This window comes from Pseudoduganella rivuli, assembly GCF_009674485.1.
Lineage (GTDB): Bacteria > Pseudomonadota > Gammaproteobacteria > Burkholderiales > Burkholderiaceae_D > Rugamonas > Rugamonas rivuli_B.
Genome location: NZ_WKJJ01000004.1, coordinates 326695 through 345337, shown reverse-complemented (window position 1 = coordinate 345337; position 18643 = coordinate 326695). Strand labels below are relative to the sequence as shown.

Sequence of the window (18643 nt, the reverse complement as noted above, 5' to 3'; positions counted from 1 at the left end):
TAGGTATGCATGAAAGTGTATTGCGCCAGCTGTGCAATTTGCGCGCAATGCGGCCGTTATTCGCAGCAATATACGCACATAAAATCAGTTTTTTTGGTCCCTGATGCACATTTTACGCAGCCGCGCTAAAAAACGCCCACCCGGCTGTCAACGGTCGCCTGATTTCGCCTTCTTGCCCGGCGCTTCGGCCAGCATGCGCGCCAGCGTTTGCTGCAGGATGTGGCGCATGCGCCCTTCCTTTTCCATCGCTTCCAGGCTGGCCGTCACTTTCGGCGCCAGGTCGCGCCGGCTGACGTGCAGGTAGTGGTACAGCACGACTTTGCCCAGCGGCGGCTCCAGCATCGTGACTTTCCGGGTCCGCAATTCGCGCATCGTCAGCACGCCTTCGATGCGGGTGGCGATGGCAAAGTCGATGCCTTCCGCCTCGAGTTTCGTGAACAGCTGGGTGTTGTCGGCAAACGCGTCGACCTGCATCCCTTGCGTCCCGTCAGCCGCATACTGCACGCCTTTCAGGATACCGACGCGGTAGGGACGCAGGCTGTCCCAGCCGTTCAGCGTCAGCGGAATTTTGTTGCCGAATGCCATGGCGTCCACGGTCACGACCGGCACCGGCACCCGGATCAGGTTGGGATAACGCAGCTCCATCCCGGCGACGCGGGCCGGCACGCCATCAATTTCGCCCCGGTTGGCTTCGCGCAGCGCCAGGTCGGCCTGCGTCGCCGCGTCATGCACGGTGATGCCGATACGGCGATAGGCTTCGCGCAGCACGGACAGCGCAGCCTGGGAAATCGGACCGTGACCGGTGGCGATGTGGATTTCTTCGGCCGCGCATGGCGGGCCGGCTAGTGCGGCCAGCAATAAACAGGCGCGGTGGAGTTTCTTGAGCAGCATGCGAAATACGAGTAAGTGGCGCTGGCAACTATATCATTGAACACGCGCGCCAAGTAATTGCCATTCCAATCACTCACCGCCCGGGCGGGCGATGCCGTACTGCCGCATCTTGCGGTACAGCGTGTGACGGGAGATCCCGATGCGCTGGGCCGTCGCGGAGATATTGCCCCCGGTGTCGTGCAGCGCGCCCCGGATGAAGGCTGATTCGTTTTGCTTGAAATGCGTCAGGGCGGCCACGGGTTCGCCGCCGGGCGCGCCCGGACACTGGCCGCCGGCCGTAACTTCCGGCGGCAAATGCGCCGGCTCGATGCGGCCCGTCTCTTCCGCGTACAGCGCGGCCACGCGCAACACGTGCTGCAACTGGCGGATATTGCCGGGCCAGGCATAGGCTTGCAAGGCCGCCATGGCCGGACCGGAAATGCGCAGCACGTCGATCGCCGCGCACGCGTCGCGCAACACCCGCTGCGCCAGCGCGGCAAAATCGTCGCGTTCGCGCAGCGCCGGCAACCGGACCTGGAAGCCATTGATCCGGTACAGCAAATCTTCGCGGAACGCCCCGTCCGCCACCAGCCGGGGCAAATCGCGGTGCGTGGCGCACACCACGGCGATATCGATGGCGACCGGCTTGCCGCCGCCCAGCCGCGTGATACTACGTTCCTGCAGCACGCGCAACAGGCGGCCCTGCAATTCGACCGGCATGTCGCCGATTTCATCGAGGAACAAGGTGCCGCCATGGGCCTGTTCCATCTTGCCCGGCGCGCCGCCGCTGCGCCCGCCGGTAAACGCCCCTTCCACATAGCCAAAGAATTCCGATTCGATCAGGCTGGCCGGGATGGCCGAACAATTGACGGCAATGAACGGTCCGCCGGCCCGCGGGCCGGTGTCGTGCAGCAGGCGGGCCGCCACTTCCTTGCCCGTACCGGTCTCGCCGGTCAGCAGCACGGGGATATTGCGGGCATAGGCGCGCCGGCCATAGTGCAATTGCTGCTCGACCCGGGTATCTTTCATATCATTGGTATCCTGGACGGCCGCCGGACGCGCGCCGGCACGCGGCGCCGGCGGCGTGGCCGCGGCATCCATGCCGATACGGGCATGCAGCAGCAAGCCGCCCGCGCTTTGCAGCTGCACCGGGCCATTGCACGCCCCACCCAACCGGTCCATGGCCAGGTGAAACGGCGTATCGAACAGCGTTGCGAATGCCAGGTCACCACCGGCGCCAGCCGGCAGCGCGAGCATGTGGCGCGCGGCCTGGTTCAAGCCCAGCAGGCAGCCATCGGGCGATACCGCCAGCAGCGCTTCCAGCGGGGTGCCCAGCATGTCCGGCCGCGCATGCATGCGGATAAAGATGGCGTCCCGCAGGTCGGCCATCATGCGCTTTTCAATCGCGTGCGCGGCCAACGTCAGGCCACCCAGCGCGATGCCGCCATCGGAACGGTTGGTGCTGCTGGCGTCGATGGCGCCCACCAGTTCGCCGGAGGGGTCGAATACCGGCACGGCGACGCAAATAAAATCCTTCGCCTCTTGCAGGTAATGTTCGCAGCCGCTGACCACCACGGGTTTGCGTTCCGCGATGGCGCAACCCGGGCCGTTGGTGCCGATCGTGAGTTCGCTGAGCGACACGCCGGTGCGGAGCACCATGTCCAGCCGCGCCGCCGGCGACGGCGCCTTGCCGTAGGTGGCGGCAATCGTTCCCTCTTCATCGAGGCAGGCCAGCATCCAGCCCGCGCCGCCCAGTGCGCGGTGCAAGGCCGCCAGTTCCGGCGCGGCGTAGCCGGCCAGCCGCTGGTTGCGCTCGCGCACGCGCTTCTGGTGCGCCAACGTGACTTCATTGAGCAGCAGCGCGTCGGAAGGCGAAATGCCATAGCGGCGCGACCGGTCCCACGAGGCGCGCACGGTGTCGGGCAAGCGTTGGCGCAAGTCGGCGCGCGGATGTTCCTGGTGCAGCATGATGGTCTCCCCCTGTCATTGTTATATCCCCGTTGTACCAGACACGGCAGTTCGTAACTGTCGTCCCGGTGACAAACTATCGATCCGGCAGTACCAGGCATTGGCGCATTTATTGCCAATGGCGCTGCCGCCACTGGTGCAGGGCGCACCAGCGCCTCCCGCAATGCCGCCGGCACGCCCACCGCAAGTCCTTCATTTCAAAGCACATTTCGTCACTGGCACGGCATCGCCCGGATGTGGCATGCCGTTTGCGATACAGGAAGCGGCGTCCACGGGCGCCATCCACACAATAACGAAGACAGGAGAGTTGTATGAGGAGGACAGTATTTCAATCCATGGTGGCGACATTGCTGGCGGCGCTGGCCAGTACCCCTGCAATGGCGCTCGACGTCGACGCGGGCGACTACACGGCGCTGCCGCCGGGGACCAACCTCGCGCTGGTGTATTACCAGCATGCGCAGCGGGACCGGCTGTACGGCAAAGGAGCGCCCGTGCCTATCGTTGCGGGCCTTGATTCCGATGTCGGCATCCTGCGCGGCGTGCACTTCATGGACATCGGCGGCATCACGGTGGACCCGCAATTCCTGCTGCCGTTCGGCCGGTTGAAAGGCAAGGATGGCACGGCCTTCCTGGGCGACGGCAGCGGCGCCGGTGACGTGATCCTGGCGGCCACCGCCTGGCTGGTCAACCGCAAGGATGCCAACACGTATTTCGGCATCACGCCGTTCCTGACGCTGCCCACCGGCCGGTACGACCGCAACAAGGCGCTCAACCTCGGCGAGCACCGGACCAAATTCACATTGCAGGCCGGCTACATCACGCCGGTGGCGCCATCGCTGTCGCTGGACCTGATCGCCGACGTCACCGTGTATGGCGACAACCGCGATTTCGGCGCAGCCAGCGCCACACTGGCGCAAAAGGCCAGCTACGGCGCCCAGGCCCACCTGCGCTACCACGTGTCGCCCACGATGGACGTGCGCGCCGGCGTCTTCAAGACCATCACGGGCGAAACCCGCGTCAACGGCGTTGGCCGCGGCGACCGGGGCGACACGGTGAAATTCAACCTGGGCGCCACGTATTTCGTTCGCCCCACCACGCAATTGCTGGCCACCTGGGGACGCGATACGTCGGTGCGCGACGGCTTCAAGGAAAACAGCCGCGTGAACCTGCGCCTGCTGGAAGTGTTCTGAGCCCATCTCAAGGAAAAATCATGAAACAGACTATGCTCGCGGCGGCCATCGCCGTGTCGTTGACGGCCCTGACCGCGCTGCACGCGCAAGGCGCCAGTGCCACCCATGGCGCCAATAGCGACGTGGCCGTGTATGGCCTCGACCTGGGCCAGCAGCGCCATAGCGCGCTCAAGCAAATCCAGCCCGGCAACGTGAAAAAGCTGGTGCCGGTGTGGAACCTGAGCCTGGCCAGCAACCATACGCAATCGCAGCAACCGCTCGTCATCGACGGCGTCATGTACCTGCCCACGGCGGACGCCACGGTGGCGGTCGACGCCGTCAGCGGCCGCCAGTTGTGGAAATCCTCGCTCAGCTATGCGCCGGACGTGTTCGGCGTCGTGTGCTGCGGCATCCTGAACCGGGGCCTGGCGGTCCACGGCGGCAAGCTGTACCGGGGCACGCTGGATGCGCACCTGGTGGCGATGGACATGAAATCCGGCAAGGAACTGTGGCGCGCCAAACTGCAGGACTACAAGGACGGCTATGCCGCCACCGGCGCGCCGCTGGTGGCCAACGGCGTCTTGATCAGCGGGATTTCCGGCGGCGAATATGGCACGCGCGGCTTCCTTGCCGGCTTCGACCCGGAAACCGGCAAGGAACTGTGGCGCCGCCACACCACGGCCGCGCCGGGCGAACCGGGCGGCGACACGTGGCCGGGCGACACGCACAAGAAAGGCGGCGGTCCCACGTGGCTGACGGGCACCTACGACCCCGAACTGGACCTGGTGTACTGGGGCGTCGGCAACGCGGGGCCGTGGAACGCCGCGTACCGCAAGGGCGACAACCTGTACATCGGTTCCGTCATCGCGGTGCGCCCGAAAACCGGCGAAGTCGTGTGGCATTACCAGTTTTCCCCGAACGACCCGTTCGACTATGACGGCACCAACGAACTGGTGATTGCCGACCTGCCCATCGATGGCGCGCGGCGCAAAGTCATCATGCAGGCCAACCGCAACGGCTTTTTCTATGTGCTGGACCGCAGCAGCGGCAAGCTGCTGCAAGCCAATCCGTTTGTCGACAAGATCACGTGGGCCAAGGGCATCGACAAACAAACGGGGCGCCCTATCGACAGCGACGACACCAAAACCATCCGCGCATCGCTGGTGATGGACAAGGCCATCGACGTCTGGCCTTCGGCACTGGGCGGCAAGAACTGGTCGCCAATGTCGTACGACCCGTCCAGCCGCCTCGTGTTTGCCAACACGCTCAATATCGGTTTCCCTTATAAAACCGTCGAACCGGAATACAACAAGGGCGCGTTTTATCTCGGCATGGAATTCACGGCGCTGTCATGGCCGGAGAACGGCCACCGGGGCTACCTGAAAGCCATCGACCCGGTCAGCGGCAAGACGCGCTGGCAAGTGCCATCCGCGATCCCGAACTTTGCCGGCGTGCTGACGACGGCGAGCGGCTTGCTGTTCACGGGCGCCATGACGGGCGAATTCCTGGCGTACGACAGCAAGACCGGCAACAAGCTATGGCAATTCCAGACCGGTTCCGGCATCGTCGGCATGCCCATCACGTGGGAGCGCAACGGCCGCCAGTACGTCACCGTCACCAGCGGCATCGGCGGCGTCTACACGCTGTTCAGCGGCGACGACCGCCTGAAAAACATTCCCGCCGGCGGCTCCGTGTGGACCTTTGCCCTGATGGAGAACTGACGCCATGGACCGACTCTTCTTGCGTACCCGTGCGGCGCCAGCGCTGTGCGCCAGCCTGCTGGCGGCGCTGTCCGCCATGGCGGGCGAACCATCCGTGCAGCCCAGCCAGCCCGATGCCGGCGACGCCGTGCGCGGCGCCCGCGTGTACCGGCAATTCTGCCAGCACTGCCACGGCCCCAACCTCGTCAATCCCGGCACCGTGTCGTTCGACCTGCGCCGCCTGCAGCCCGACGAATACACGCGCTTCAGCACATCGGTCTCGAATGGCAAGGGCAACATGCCGCCATGGAAGGCCACGCTGAAGGACGGCGACCTGCCCGCGCTATGGGCTTACATCATGCACAACCGGGGCAACTGAGCCCCATGGAGACATCAATGGACAACACTGGATTGCGCGCCCTGCTGGCGCAAAAAACACGGCAATTCCTCGATACACAGCGCCACAAGATGCTGATCAACGGCGAATGGGTAACGGGCCGCGACGACCTGTGGCTCGACGTGATCAACCCCGCAAATGAACAGCGTATTGCCGAAGTGCCGTCCGGCGGCCCGGCCGATATCGACATGGCGGTGGAAGCGGCCGCGCGCGCGTTCGAACAGGGACCGTGGAGCAGATTGCGCCCGTCCGAGCGCCAGCGCCTGTTGCTGAAACTGGCCGACCTGATCGAAGACAATGCGCAAACCATGGCGGAAATCGAATCGCTGGACAACGGCAAGTCGGTGCACATCGCGCTGGCGGTGGACGTGGCGCTGACCATCGATTTCCTGCGCTACATGGCCGGCTGGGCGACCAAGATCGAAGGCACGACGATCGAGGTGTCCGTGCCCTATGCGATGAAGGGCGAATTCTTTGCCTATACGCGCCGCGAACCGGCCGGCGTGGTGGCCGCCATCGTACCGTGGAATTTCCCGCTGCTGGTGGCGGCGTGGAAGCTGGGGCCCGCGCTGGCCGCCGGATGCACCGTGGTGTTGAAACCCGCCGAACAAACGCCGTTGTCCGCGCTGTTCCTCGGTGAACTGATCCAGCAGGCGGGCTTCCCGCCCGGCGTCGTCAACATCGTCACGGGCGACGGCCCCGACGCGGGCGCCCCGCTGACGCAACACCCACTGGTCAACAAGATCAGTTTCACGGGTTCGACGGAGGTGGGCAAGTTGATCGGCAAGACCGCGATGGACAACATGACGCGGGTGACCTTGGAACTGGGCGGCAAGTCGCCCGTCGTGGTGCTGGACGACTGCGATCCCGACGCGGCGGCGGCCGGCGCCGCCAATGCCATCTTCTTCAACCATGGGCAGGTATGCTGCGCCGGCTCACGGCTGTACGTGCACCGCAAGATGTTCGACCGCGTGGTGTCGGAAGTGGGCCGCATTGCCGACGCCATGCAACTGGGCCACGGCCTCGATCCCAACGCGCAAATGGGGCCGCTGGTGTCGCGCGAGCAAATGGACCGCGTGTGCGGCTACATCGATATCGGCCGCACCGAGGGTGCGCACCTGGTGGCGGGCGGTGGCCGGGCCGGCAACACCGGATACTTCGTCAAGCCGACCGTGTTCGCAGGCAGCCGCCAGTCGCTGCGCATCGTGCAGGAGGAGATTTTCGGCCCCGTGCTGGTGGCGATGCCGTACGACGACCTGGACGACGTGGCGGCCTGGGTCAACGACACGCCGTACGGCCTGGGCGCCAGCATCTGGTCCAACAACTTGTCCAAGGTACAGCGCCTGATCCCGAAGATCAAGGCCGGCACCGTGTGGGTCAATTGCCACAGCATGCTGGACTCGTCGGTCCCGTTCGGCGGCTTCAAGCAATCCGGTTTCGGCCGCGAAATGGGACGCGCGTCGCTGGACGCATACCTGGAATCGAAGTCCGTGTTCATGGCAGTCTGATCCGTCAGCGCGCCAGTTCGCGGAACACTTGCGCGCGGCTCTTGCTGACCGGCAGTTCCACGCCGCTGCGCAGCATGGCGGTCAGCCGGCCGTCCAGCTCGCGGCGGAAGCGCGCCAGGTGGTCGAGGTTGACCAGGTGCGTGCGGTGGATGCGGGCGAATTGCTGGGGATCGAGGCGCGATTCCAGCCGGTTCAGCGCCACGTGCAGCAAATGTTCGCCGCCGGCCGTATAAGCGGTAACGTAATCGCCCACCGCTTCGAAGCGATGCACGTCGGCCACCGCGATGGGCTGGATGCTGCGCCCGCTGCGCACAAACAGGCGCCGCATCGGGCCCTGCGCCAGCATTTCGCCATAGCGGTCCAGCGCGGGCGGCAACGGTTCGCCCAGCGCCGCCCGCACCCTGGCCAGCGCGCCGGCCAGGCGGTCGGCGCCGAACGGCTTGAGCAGGTAATCCAGCGCGCCCAGTTCAAATGCCGTGACCGCGTGTTCCGCGTACGCGGTGGTGAACACGATGCGCGGCAGCGGTGGCGGCAATTGCCGCAGCACGTCGATGCCGAAACAGCCGGGCATCTGGATATCGAGCAGCACCACGTCGGGCTGCAAACGCCCCACCGCTTCGATCACGGCAGGCCCGTCGGCCGCTTCGCCCACGCACGCCAGCCAGTCGAACGCCGCCAGCAAATGGCGCAGTCCCGCGCGGGCCACCGGCTCGTCGTCGGCAATCAGCACGCGTACCAACGCGTTCTCAGTCATGCTCATCCTCTCCATGCGTCACCGGCAGCGACAACGTCGCCGTCACGCCGCCCTTGCCCGCATCGATTTCGAGCGTGGCGCCGGCGCCGTACAGGCAGGCGAGCCGCTCGCGCAAGCGACGCAAGCCCGTGCCGCCGCTTTGCGCCATGGCGCCCGTGTCGGCGCCCACGCCATCGTCGCGCACCACCAGCTGCAAGCGGCCATCGACGATGCCGGCGCGGATATCGAGCACGGTTGGCCCGACCTTCGGGGCGGCGCCGTGGCGCACGGCATTTTCCACCAGTGTCTGCAAGGCGAACGATGGCGCCAGCATGTCCAGCGCCTCGTCCGGCAACGTGGCTTCCACGCGCAGCCGGTCGCCAAAGCGCAACTGCTCGATTGCCAGGTAGCGCTGCACGAAGCGCCACTCCTCGGCCAGGGTGACCAGGTCGCGCCGCTCGTCCAGCGCGGTGCGCAGCAATTGCGCCAGCTGTTCCGCCGCCCTGGCGGCCGTGGCCGGGTCCAGCGGGATCAATTGCACCACCGTGTGCAAGGCATTGAACAGGAAATGCGGGTGCAGTTGCGACTGCAGCGCCGCCAGTTGCGCGCGCGCGGCAGCGGCCTGCGCCAGCGCGGAACGCTGCGCGGCCTGCTGCGCGTAGGCTACCGCCGTGATGGTCACGTACAGCCAGATGCCGGTCAGCGCGAAGCGGCTGAAGCCCGGGCCTGGCAAATAGGCGAGGCGCCAGCGCAGCACGCTTTCGATCAGGCTGTAGGCCGCGATCCACGATCCCGCATACAGCGATGCGGCCAGCATGTGCACCAGCGGGAATTGCCAGCGGAATGGCGCGGGCCACGGAAAGCGCCGCGTCAGCGCGTGCACGCCGATGCCCAGCACGGCGGCGCTGGCAATCATGCGCAGCGCCATCCATGCGCTGCGGCCGAGCGCGTAATCGTGCACGTTCATGATCATCAGCGTGAACAACACCCACATGGGCGCCCAGCCAATGGCCATTTGCAGCCAGAACCAGCCGCGGCGGGAAGCTTCCGAATGGGCCATGTTTGTCAGATAAAGGATCGTTGCCGGACCAGCGCAGTCATGCCGGCGCCTGGATGAGAAGGCCCGAGATTAGCATGGGGTCCCGGGCACCGGCAACGGCATTCGCCCAATCGCCCAAACAGGGGGTTGAACGGTCAGCGCGGCGGCAACGCGCGGGCTTATGCTGTTCCACATTGTCCATCAACCGGGGAACATACCCATGAACCTGTCAGCCCAGCCATCCACCTTATCCTTTCCTCCCGCCGGCTCGCCGTCGCCAGGACCGCTGATCCGCCTGGCCGGCGCCGGCAAAACCTATGCGGGCAATGGCGCGACCTGCACCGCGCTGTCCGGCTTCAGCCTGCAAGTGGCGCGCGGCGAATTCGTCGCCGTCACCGGCCAGTCCGGCAGCGGCAAATCCACGGTGCTGAACCTCTTGGGTGGGCTGGACCGTCCCAGCACCGGCGAGGTGTGGGTCGACGGCCAGGCCGTGCACGCCTTGCCGGAGCGGGACCTGGCCCGCTGGCGCGGCCGCGCCGTGGGCATCGTGTTCCAGTTCTTCCAGCTGATGCCGTCGCTGACGGCGGTGGAAAATGTCATGCTGCCGATGGACCTGGCGGGCTGCTGGCCGGCGCGCGAACGCCGCGGCCGCGCACTGGCGTTGCTGGAACGCCTGGACATCCCGGAGCAGGCGGACAGGCTGCCCGGCGCCATGTCCGGCGGCCAGCAGCAGCGCGTGGCGGTGGCGCGCGCGCTGGCCAATGCGCCCGCCCTGCTGCTGGCCGATGAGCCGACCGGCAACCTCGATACCCGCAACGCGGCGGCCCTGCTGGATTTGCTCGACGAACTGGTGGCCGACGGACAGACGCTGGTGATGGTGACGCACGATCCCGCCGTGCTGCGCCGCGCGCACCGCACCGTGACCCTGGTCGATGGCCGCATGGTCGACGAGCGCGAGGTGCGCCATGGTTGATACCCGTTGGAGTAAGACGATGCGCGATGCCTGGGGCCACCGCGCCCGTACCTTGCTGGTGGTGCTGGCGGTGGCGCTGGGACTGACGGGCGCCGGCGCCGTGCTCGACGCGTGGGCGCTGGTCCGCACCGCCACGCAGGAAAGCTACGCGGCCAGCCGCCCGGTGGCGGCCACGTTGAAAATCACGCCGCTCGACGATGCCCTGCTGGCGCGCGTCAAGCAGCTGCCCGGCATTGCCGCCGTGCGCGCACGGCGCACCGTGGTGGCGACCCTGCTGGCCGGCGGCGAACGCAAGACCGCCATCCTGCACGCCGTCGACGACGTCAACCGGCCCGATATCGGGCGCCTGCGGGATACCGAGGGACCATGGCCGCCGGCAGATGGCGAGATTACCATCGAACGCTCGTCGCTCGGCTATGCCGGCGCCAAGGTGGGCCAGGACGCGAAGTTCACGGTGGCCGGCAACCCGCCCGCCGCGCTGAAAGTGGGCGGCCTGGTGCGCGACGTATCGGTCGCCCCCGGCTGGATGGACCACCTTGTGTATGGCTATGTCAGCCCGTCGGCATTTTCCCGGCTGGGCGTTTCGCCCGCGTTCGACGAACTGCAATTCACCGTCACCGATCCGCAACCCACGCAGCAGGCGGTGCGGCAACTGGCGTGGCAGGTCAAGGCGCTGGCCGAGGCGGACGGCAGGCAGGTCGGCCGCATCGACGTGCCCGTGCCCGGCCGGCACCTGCACGCCGCGCAAATGGAATCGCTGATGCTGGTGCAGGGGGCGTTCGGCGTGCTGACGTTGCTGGTGTGCGGCTGCCTGATCGTCAACCTGATTTCCGCCATGCTGGCCAGCCAGCGGCGCGAACTGGGGATCATGAAAGCCATCGGCGCCAGCGAACGGCAAATCGCGGTCCAGGTGCTGGCGCTGGCGGCCGGACTCGGCGTGCTGGCCGCCTCGGTGGCGGTGCCGGCGGCTGCCTGGCTGGGGCGGCGCTATGGCAGCTTCCAGGGCGACATGCTGAATTTCCCCGTGGAGCCTTACGCCATCCCCGGCTGGACGCTGCTGCTTCAGGCGGCGGTGGGTATCGGCTTGCCTGTGCTGGCCGCCGCGTGGCCTGTCGTCAAGGCGTGCCGCCAGCCGGTGGCCGAAGCGCTGCACGACACCGGACTGCCCGCCGGCACGGCCGGCAACCGCATGCGGCATTGGCTGCAACGCTTGCCGCTGGCGCGGCCCCAGTTGCTGTCGCTGCATAACGCGTTCCGCCAGCGCATGCGCTGCTGGCTGAGCCTGCTGGCGCTGGCCGTGGCGGGCGCCGTACTGGTCGGCGCGGGCAACCTGCGCCTGGCCGTCGCGCAATCGGTGGACTTGCTGTTTGCCGGCCAGCGCTATGACATGATGCTGCGGGTGGCGGCGCCGCTGCCGGCGCGCACGCTGGAAGCGCGCGTTGCCGGCGAAACGGGTGCCGCCGCCGCCGAAGCGTGGGCGCGCGCCAGCGCCGGTCTGGCGCTGTCCGATGGCACGCTCGGCAAGGCCTTTGATTTGCTGGCGGTGCCGGTCAACAGCCGCATGCTGGCCCCGGCCATGCGCAGCGGGGCATGGCTGCGCGACGACGCGCCGGACGGCGCCGTGGTCGGCAGCGGCATGTTGAAGGACAACCCGGATTTACAGGTGGGGCAAGCGCTGCCGCTGACGGTCGACGGCAAGCCGCTGCCGCTGCGTATCGCCGGTATCGTCGACAGCGGGCCGGAATCCGTGGTCTACATGTCGCAGGCGGCGTTTGCCGCATGGCGCGGCGTGGACCAGGCCAATCTGCTGCTGGTGCGGGCGCGCGAACGCGGCGACGCCGGCCAGCAGGCGCTGTTGCGCAGTGTGCGCACGTCGCTGGAAAGCCGGGGCATGGTCGTCAGCGGCGGCAAGCTGCTGAGCGACGCCCGCCAGAGCATCGAAGACCACCTGCAAATGGTGGTGAGCTTCCTGGGCCTGATGGGCTGGGTGATGATGGTGGTGGGCGGCATGGGGCTGGCGTCGACCATGAGCGTGGCGGTACTGGAGCGCCAGCGTGAAATCGGCGTGCTGCGCGCCATCGGCGCCAGCGCCCGCTCCATCCTGGGCATGGTGCAACTGGAAGGTTTGGTGATGGCGCTGCTGGGCTGGCTGCTGGCGCTGCCGCTGTCGGTGCCGGTCAGCGTCGCATTGGGCGAAGCGTTTAGCCGCGTGATGTTCACGGTGCCGACGTCGCTGATGCCGGAGCCGGCCAGCGCACTGCGGTGGCTGGCCGCCGTCATCGTCGTGTCCGTCGTGGCTTGCGCCTGGCCGGCGCGGCAGGCGATGCGCATGCCCGTGGTCCGGGCCTTGCAGTACGAATGAGGCCGGCCCCCCTGCCGCTATGGGAGGCTGCGGCGGCACGCGCGCCGCCGCAGCAGCAGGTAGGCGGCCGGCACCACGAACATCGACAGCAGCGGCGCCGACAGCATGCCGCCCACCATCGGCGCCGCGATCCGCTGCATGACTTCCGAGCCGGCCCCGCCACCCGCCATGATGGGCGCCAGGCCGGCCAGGATCACCGCCACCGTCATGGCCTTGGGACGGACCCGCTGCACCGCGCCTTCCCGGATCGCTTCCAGCAAATCCGCTTCGCTGTCCTGCCCGCGCCGCTGCCGCGCTTCCCACGCGTGCTTCAGGTACAGCAGCATGATGACGCCGAATTCCGCTGCCACGCCGGCCAGCGCGATAAAGCCAATGCCGGACGCCACCGAGACGTTATGTCCCAGTCCCCACAGCAGCCAGACCCCGCCCGCCACGGCGAACGGCAACGTGGCCATGATCAGCGCCGCTTCGGCCACGCTGCCGAACGTCACGAACAGCAGCACGAAAATAATGGCCAGCGTGGCCGGCGCCACCACCTGCAGCCGGCCGGTTGCGCGCTCCAGGTATTCGAACTGGCCCGACCACGACACCGCATACCCGGGCGGCAGCCGGATGTCGCGCGCCACCGCCTGCTGCATGTCGCGCACGGCCGAGCGCAGGTCGCGGCCCCGGATGTCGACATAGACCCAGCCGGACAGCCGCGCATTCTCGCTTTTCAGCATCGGCGGACCGTCGCCGAGCCGGATGGCCGCCACGTCGCCGAGGCGGATTTGCGCGCCCCGTTCCGTCAACAGCGGCAAATTGCGCAGTTTTTCCAGCGAATCCCGCCATTCGCGCGGATAACGGACATTGATGGGAAAGCGCTGCAAGCCTTCCACGGTTTCGCCGATATTGTCGCCGCCAATCGCGGCGGCAATCACGCCGTGGACATCGGCGATATTCAATCCATAGCGGGCCGCCGCGTCGCGGTCGATGTCGGCATCGATATAGCGCCCGCCGCTGAGGCGCTCGGCCAGCGCCGACGACACGCCCGGCACCTGTTTCACGGCCCGTTCGACCTGGCCGGTGATGCGGTCGATTTCCCGCCAGTCGGCGCCGGCCACCTTGATGCCGACGGGACTCTTGACGCCGGTGGCCAGCATGTCGATGCGGTTGCGGATCGGCGGCACCCAGATATTCGACAGACCCGGCACGCGCACCACGCGGTCCAGTTCTTCCACCAGCTTGTCCGGCGTCATGCCGGGTCGCCACTGGTCGCGGGGCTTGAACTGGATCGTGGTCTCGAACATTTCCAGCGGCGCCGGATCGGTCGCCGTTTCCGCCCGCCCCGCTTTGCCGAATACGCTCTGGACTTCCGGCACGGTCTTGATCAGGCGGTCCGTTTGCTGCAGCAATTCCGCCGCCTTGCCGATCCCGATCCCGGGCAGCGCCGACGGCATGTACAGCAAGTCGCCCTCGTCCAGCGGCGGCATGAATTCGCCGCCCAGCCGGCCCAGCGGCCACAGGGTGAGTAAGGCAATGACGGCGGCCACCACCAGCGTGGTTTTCGGCGCGCGCAGCACATGTTCGAGCAATGGACGGTACATCCGGATCAACGCCCGGTTCAGCGGATTGCTTTGCTCGTCCGGGATGCGGCCACGGATCAGATAACCCATCAATACTGGGATCAACGTGACCGCCAGCCCTGCGGCGGCCGCCATGGCGTACGTCTTGGTCAGCGCCAGCGGCGCGAACAGCCGTCCCTCCTGCGCCTCCAGCGTAAACACGGGAATGAACGACAGCACGATGATCAGCAGCGAGAAGAACAGGGCCGGCCCCACTTCGGCCGCCGCTTCGCCCGTCACGCGCCAGTGCTCGTCGCCCTTCAATTCCTCGCCCGGATGCGCGTGGCGCCACACTTCCATGTGCTTATGGGCGTTTTCAATCATGACGACGGCGGCATCGACCATGGCGCCAATGGCGATCGCGATGCCGCCCAGCGACATGATGTTGGCATTGACGTGCTGGTAATGCATGACGACGTACGACGCCAGGATGCCCAGCGGCAGCGACGCGATGGCAACCAGTGCGGAACGCAGGTGGAACAGGAACAGTGCGCACACCACGGCCACGACAATGAATTCTTCGGCGACTTTTTGTTCGAGGTTCGTGACGGCGCGCCGGATCAGGTGCGAGCGGTCGTACACGGGCACGATTTCCACGCCGGCCGGCAGGCTGGCTTTCAGCGTTTCGAGGCGGGCCTTGACGGCCGCGATGGTCTCCAGCGCGTTTTTCCCCGAGCGCATGACGATGATGCCGCCGGCCACCTCGCCTTCGCCATTCAGCTCCGCCACGCCGCGCCGCATTTCCGGCCCCGTCACGATATGCGCGACGTCGCCCAGGCGCACCGGCACGCCATTGTCGGCCGCCAGCGGAATCTTGCGGAAGTCGTCCAGCGATTGCAGGTAGCCCGTGGCGCGCACCATGTATTCCGCCTCCCCCAATTCCAGCACGGAACCACCGCTTTCCTGGTTGGCCTTGCGCACCGCGTCCACCACCTTCGCGTGTGGCATGTTATAGGCGCGCAGCTTGTCCGGATCCAGCTGGATCTGGTACTGCCGCACCATGCCGCCAACGCTGGCCACCTCCGCCACGTTCGGCACGGCTTTCAGTTCGTACTTGAGGAACCAGTCCTGCAGCGCGCGCAATTGCGACAAGTCGTGTTTGCCGCTTCGGTCGACCAGCGCATATTCGTACACCCAGCCCACCCCGGTCGCGTCGGGTCCCAGCGCCGGACGGGCTTGCGCCGGCAAGCGCGCCTGCACCTGGTTCAGGTATTCCAGCACGCGCGAACGGGCCCAATAGGGATCGGTGCCGTCATCGAACAGCACGTAGACAAAGGAATCGCCAAAGAACGAATAACCACGCACGGTTTTCGCCCCCGGCACCGACAGCATGGTCGTGGTAAGCGGGTACGTCACCTGGTTTTCCACAATTTGCGGCGCCTGGCCCGGATACGCGGTGCGGATGATGACTTGCGTATCGGACAGGTCGGGGATGGCGTCCAGCGGCGTGTTCGCCAAGGCCCACACGCCCCAGGCGGACAGGCCCACGGTGGCCAGCAGCACCAGCAGCCGGTTGACGATGGCCCAGCGGATCACTCGGGCGATCATTTGCCGCCTCCCGCCGTGGCCGGCGTCATCGCCGTGACCTGGAACCCGCCGTCCGGTAACTGCACGAAGTCGAACGACACCATGGCGCCCACTGTCATCCCGGGCGGCAGTCCGGCCTGCGGCAGCTTGAACGGCATCGTCATCGGCCCCCATTGCAGGGTGGCGACGGGGCCGTGCGACAACGTCACATTGCCGGCGTCGATCTTTTCCACGCGGCCCGTGGCGTGGTGGACGGGGCCGCCCACCGGCGTATCGGCTGCCATGCGCGCCGCCACGCCTTTCAGGCTGGCTTCGGAATCGACCAGGAACTGGCCGGACACCACCACCTGCTGGCCCGCCACCAGGCCCTTGCGGATTTCCGTCCGGCCACCCGCTTCCGCCCCGGTTTCCACGTCGACCGGCGCAAAGCCGCCCGCGCCGGCGGCGACAAACACCACGCTGCGCGTGCCGGTCCGTATCACCGCTTCGGTGGGGACCAGCAGCGCCGGCGCGCCAGTCTGGCCGGCCAGGTCGGCGGTGGCGAACATGCCCTGTACCAGCCGCCCGTCCGGATTGGCCAGCACGATCCGCGCCTTCAGGGTCCGCGTCGACGGATTGACTTCCGGCAGCAGGGCTTCGACCTTGCCGCTGAACGCCATGCCGGGCAGCGCCGCCACGCGGGCCGCGACGTTCTGGCCCGGCCGCACCTGCGCGGCGGCCGTTTCGGGCACCTCGGCGATCAGCCAGACCGCCGACGTTCCGTTGATGCGGTACAGCGGCGCGCCCGCCGCCACCGTCATCCCTTCGCGCACGGCCAGTTCCGTCACCACGCCGGCCATCGGCGACGCGACCGCCAGCCGCGCGTGCACCTTGCCCGTCGTTTCCACGGCGCGGATCTGCAGATCGTCCATACCCGCCAGGCGCATGCGCTGGCGCGCGGCGTCACCCAGCTCCGCCGACATGCGGCGCGCCGCCAGGTATTCTTCCTGCGCCGCCACCCAGTCCGGCACGTACAGTTCCACCAACGGCTGGCCGCGCCGCACGGCATCGAGCGGCGCGCGCACCAGCAGCCGCTCGACGTAACCGCCCGCCCGTGCCTGCACCATGGCGGTATCGCGCTCGTTGAAGGATATATTGCCCACCACGGTCAGGGAAGCGGCCAGAGCGCCTTGTTCCACCGGCGCCGTGCGTATGCCCAGGTTTTGCTGGATGCGGGGACTGATGGCGACCTTGCCGTCGTCACCTGACTGGTCCGCGTAGACGGGCACCAGCGCCATGTCCATGAACGGCGATTTTCCGGGTTTGTCGAATTTCGGGCCTGGCACCATGGGGTCGTGCCAGTACAGCACTTTGCGGCCGCCGGCGGGGTCGGACCGGCTGTCGCTTGCCGGTGTGGCAGCGTTCTGCCCTCCTTGCGCCACCCCTGCCCGGTACAATGCCGCGCCGCCGGCCACGATGCCGGCTGTGGCCAGGGCCGCGATCGCGATGGTCTTGCGCTTCATGGATGGCCTCCCGCCTGCGCCATGGGGAACAGGAAATTCAGTTGCGCCCATATCCGGGCCGTGTCCGCCTCCAGCTGCAGCGCCGCCACCCTGGTGTCCAGCACATTGCGGCGCGCCGCCAGCACGTCGGCCAGCGACGCCTTGCCGCCCCGGTAGGCGGCCAGTAAAGCCGCGCTGCGCGCTTGCGCCAGTGGAACCAGGTCCGCCGAATAGCGCGCCTGCCGCGCGCGGCCGGTTTGCCACGCGGCGATCTGCGCACGGATTTCCGCGGCATGCGCGCGCAATGCTTCATCCTGTTCCCCCCTGGCTTGCGACGCCATGGCCAGCCTGGCCGCCAGTTCGCGGTCTTGCCGGTTGTTGCGGTCCCACTGCAGCGGCACGGACAAGCCGACCGACACCATGTTCGGGTAAGCGGCGCCGCGCTGCTGGTATGTGACTTCCACCGACCAGTCGGGGCGGCGGTCCGCCTCGGCCAGGCCGGCCTGCGTCTCGGCGATGTCCACCTGCCGGGCCAGCACGGCGATATCCGGGTGGTGGGCCAGTTGGGTTTCCAGGGTAGTGGCGTCAAAACGGATCGCATCCATCGCGGGCGGGTCCGCCAGCGGCCGCGCGGCGGCATCACCGAGCCAGCGCGCCAGCCCGGCCCCGGCGGCTCGGGCCCTGCCTTGCGCTTCCAGCACGCGGTCGTCCAGTTGCAGCACGGCGCTTTGCGCCGCCAGGACGTCGGACTGGCTGCCACGGCCTCCACGATAGGCTGCGTCGGCGGCTTCGCGCTCCTGCACCGCCAGGGTACGTTGTTCGGCAAGGATGGTCACCGTGGCGTCCGCGTAATGGCGGTCCAGCCACGCCAGCGCCGTATTGCGTTCGACGGCGGCAATCGCCTTGTCTTTTTCCGCCTGCGTTCTGGCCGCTTCCTGCGCATAGCGCGTGCTGCGCAAGGCGCGTTTATCGGCGCGCGTCAGCTCCTGCATGACGCCGACGCGGCGCATCGTCATCGCATCGGCGCCAAGGCTGGCGCGGTCGGGGCCACTGAGCGGCAGGTTGTCGATGCCGACTTTCAGCACGGGATCGGGCAGGCGCGCGGCGGCAGCGCCCATTTCCGTGGATGCGGTGATGGCCGCGTCGTATGCGGGTATCTGATAGGAGCGCTGCACGGCGAGGCGCTGCGCCTCATCCAGGGACAAGCGGTCGGCCCCGTGCGCAACGGCGGCCAGCGCCAGGAGCGCGGCGCCGGCGGCCAGCCTCCCGGTTGGAATGTAATGGAACATGACTACTCCACAGTTGTTGAACC

At 67.4% G+C, this 18643-nt stretch carries 13 protein-coding genes; 6 read left to right on the top strand and 7 right to left on the bottom strand.

The annotated features are described in order from the left end of the window. Nucleotides 1–147: 147 nt before the first annotated feature. Together GJ700_RS08450 and GJ700_RS08445 are read right to left on the bottom strand one after the other, a co-directional pair. Nucleotides 148–891: a substrate-binding periplasmic protein gene (locus GJ700_RS08450; protein ID WP_154372556.1), complete on the bottom strand. Its 744-nt coding sequence runs from the start codon at nucleotides 889–891 to the stop codon at nucleotides 148–150. Nucleotides 892–960: 69 nt separating this feature from the next. Continuing rightward, nucleotides 961–2838, bottom strand: coding sequence for a sigma-54-dependent Fis family transcriptional regulator (locus GJ700_RS08445; protein WP_154372554.1), 1878 nt, complete (start codon nucleotides 2836–2838; stop codon nucleotides 961–963). A gap of 311 nt (nucleotides 2839–3149) precedes the next feature. Here GJ700_RS08445 and GJ700_RS08440 point away from each other — a divergent pair, with 311 nt between their 5' ends. From GJ700_RS08440 to GJ700_RS08425, 4 genes are read left to right on the top strand one after another with little or no spacing between them, the layout of a single operon-like run. Beyond that, nucleotides 3150–4028: a transporter gene (locus GJ700_RS08440; protein WP_154372552.1), complete on the top strand. Its 879-nt coding sequence runs from the start codon at nucleotides 3150–3152 to the stop codon at nucleotides 4026–4028. 20 nt (nucleotides 4029–4048) lie between these two features. Further along, nucleotides 4049–5728, top strand: a complete 1680-nt coding sequence (locus GJ700_RS08435) for a PQQ-dependent dehydrogenase, methanol/ethanol family (RefSeq protein WP_154372549.1) — start codon at nucleotides 4049–4051, stop codon at nucleotides 5726–5728. A 4-nt stretch (nucleotides 5729–5732) separates the two neighbouring features. Beyond that, a complete protein-coding gene (locus GJ700_RS08430) occupies nucleotides 5733–6086 on the top strand; it encodes a c-type cytochrome (RefSeq protein WP_154372547.1) in 354 nt (117 codons plus the stop codon). A gap of 17 nt (nucleotides 6087–6103) precedes the next feature. Next, complete coding sequence (locus tag GJ700_RS08425; protein ID WP_154372545.1) at nucleotides 6104–7612, top strand: aldehyde dehydrogenase family protein; 1509 nt, start codon at nucleotides 6104–6106, stop codon at nucleotides 7610–7612. A gap of 4 nt (nucleotides 7613–7616) precedes the next feature. Here GJ700_RS08425 and GJ700_RS08420 read toward each other — a convergent pair whose 3' ends face one another. Both GJ700_RS08420 and GJ700_RS08415 read right to left on the bottom strand, forming a co-directional pair. Further along, on the bottom strand, nucleotides 7617–8366 hold the full coding sequence (locus GJ700_RS08420) for a LytR/AlgR family response regulator transcription factor (RefSeq protein WP_195763826.1): 750 nt from the start codon (nucleotides 8364–8366) through the stop codon (nucleotides 7617–7619). Next, nucleotides 8359–9405 carry a sensor histidine kinase gene (locus GJ700_RS08415; RefSeq protein WP_154372541.1) on the bottom strand — a complete coding sequence of 349 codons (1047 nt, stop codon included), beginning with the start codon at nucleotides 9403–9405 and terminating at the stop codon, nucleotides 8359–8361. The genes GJ700_RS08420 and GJ700_RS08415 overlap by 8 nt, the downstream gene beginning before the upstream one ends. A 199-nt stretch (nucleotides 9406–9604) precedes the next feature. Between GJ700_RS08415 and GJ700_RS08410 the strand changes: the two genes are divergently transcribed. Together GJ700_RS08410 and GJ700_RS08405 are read left to right on the top strand one after the other, a co-directional pair. After that, complete coding sequence (locus GJ700_RS08410) at nucleotides 9605–10357, top strand: ABC transporter ATP-binding protein (RefSeq protein ID WP_195763825.1); 753 nt, start codon at nucleotides 9605–9607, stop codon at nucleotides 10355–10357. After that, nucleotides 10350–12719, top strand: a complete 2370-nt coding sequence (locus GJ700_RS08405) for an FtsX-like permease family protein (protein ID WP_195763824.1) — start codon at nucleotides 10350–10352, stop codon at nucleotides 12717–12719. The genes GJ700_RS08410 and GJ700_RS08405 overlap by 8 nt, the downstream gene beginning before the upstream one ends. Nucleotides 12720–12736: 17 nt before the next feature. Here the strand turns inward: GJ700_RS08405 and GJ700_RS08400 are convergent, their stop codons facing one another. From GJ700_RS08400 to GJ700_RS08390, 3 genes are read right to left on the bottom strand one after another with little or no spacing between them, the layout of a single operon-like run. Beyond that, a complete protein-coding gene (locus tag GJ700_RS08400; protein ID WP_154372537.1) occupies nucleotides 12737–15871 on the bottom strand; it encodes an efflux RND transporter permease subunit in 3135 nt (1044 codons plus the stop codon). Beyond that, nucleotides 15868–17352, bottom strand: a complete 1485-nt coding sequence (locus tag GJ700_RS08395) for an efflux RND transporter periplasmic adaptor subunit (RefSeq protein WP_154372535.1) — start codon at nucleotides 17350–17352, stop codon at nucleotides 15868–15870. The genes GJ700_RS08400 and GJ700_RS08395 overlap by 4 nt, the downstream gene beginning before the upstream one ends. After that, nucleotides 17349–18620 (bottom strand): TolC family protein, encoded by a 1272-nt coding sequence (locus GJ700_RS08390; RefSeq protein WP_154372533.1) that lies wholly within the window; start codon nucleotides 18618–18620, stop codon nucleotides 17349–17351. Before GJ700_RS08390 ends, GJ700_RS08395 begins: the two co-directional genes overlap by 4 nt. Nucleotides 18621–18643: the final 23 nt, after the last annotated feature.

Excerpts from the sequence above, each read along its gene's own strand:
- GJ700_RS08430 (WP_154372547.1), top strand. The coding sequence starts at position 5,733 with ATGGACCGACTCTTCTTGCGTACCCGTGCGGCGCCAGCGCTGTGCGCC.
- GJ700_RS08435 (WP_154372549.1), top strand. The coding sequence starts at position 4,049 with ATGAAACAGACTATGCTCGCGGCGGCCATCGCCGTGTCGTTGACGGCC.
- GJ700_RS08405 (WP_195763824.1), top strand. The coding sequence starts at position 10,350 with ATGGTTGATACCCGTTGGAGTAAGACGATGCGCGATGCCTGGGGCCAC.
- GJ700_RS08410 (WP_195763825.1), top strand. The coding sequence starts at position 9,605 with ATGAACCTGTCAGCCCAGCCATCCACCTTATCCTTTCCTCCCGCCGGC.
- GJ700_RS08445 (WP_154372554.1), bottom strand. The coding sequence starts at position 2,838 with ATGCTGCACCAGGAACATCCGCGCGCCGACTTGCGCCAACGCTTGCCC.
- GJ700_RS08440 (WP_154372552.1), top strand. The coding sequence starts at position 3,150 with ATGAGGAGGACAGTATTTCAATCCATGGTGGCGACATTGCTGGCGGCG.
- GJ700_RS08390 (WP_154372533.1), bottom strand. The coding sequence starts at position 18,620 with ATGTTCCATTACATTCCAACCGGGAGGCTGGCCGCCGGCGCCGCGCTC.
- GJ700_RS08450 (WP_154372556.1), bottom strand. The coding sequence starts at position 891 with ATGCTGCTCAAGAAACTCCACCGCGCCTGTTTATTGCTGGCCGCACTA.
- GJ700_RS08395 (WP_154372535.1), bottom strand. The coding sequence starts at position 17,352 with ATGAAGCGCAAGACCATCGCGATCGCGGCCCTGGCCACAGCCGGCATC.
- GJ700_RS08420 (WP_195763826.1), bottom strand. The coding sequence starts at position 8,366 with ATGACTGAGAACGCGTTGGTACGCGTGCTGATTGCCGACGACGAGCCG.
- GJ700_RS08415 (WP_154372541.1), bottom strand. The coding sequence starts at position 9,405 with ATGGCCCATTCGGAAGCTTCCCGCCGCGGCTGGTTCTGGCTGCAAATG.
- GJ700_RS08425 (WP_154372545.1), top strand. The coding sequence starts at position 6,104 with ATGGACAACACTGGATTGCGCGCCCTGCTGGCGCAAAAAACACGGCAA.
- GJ700_RS08400 (WP_154372537.1), bottom strand. The coding sequence starts at position 15,871 with ATGATCGCCCGAGTGATCCGCTGGGCCATCGTCAACCGGCTGCTGGTG.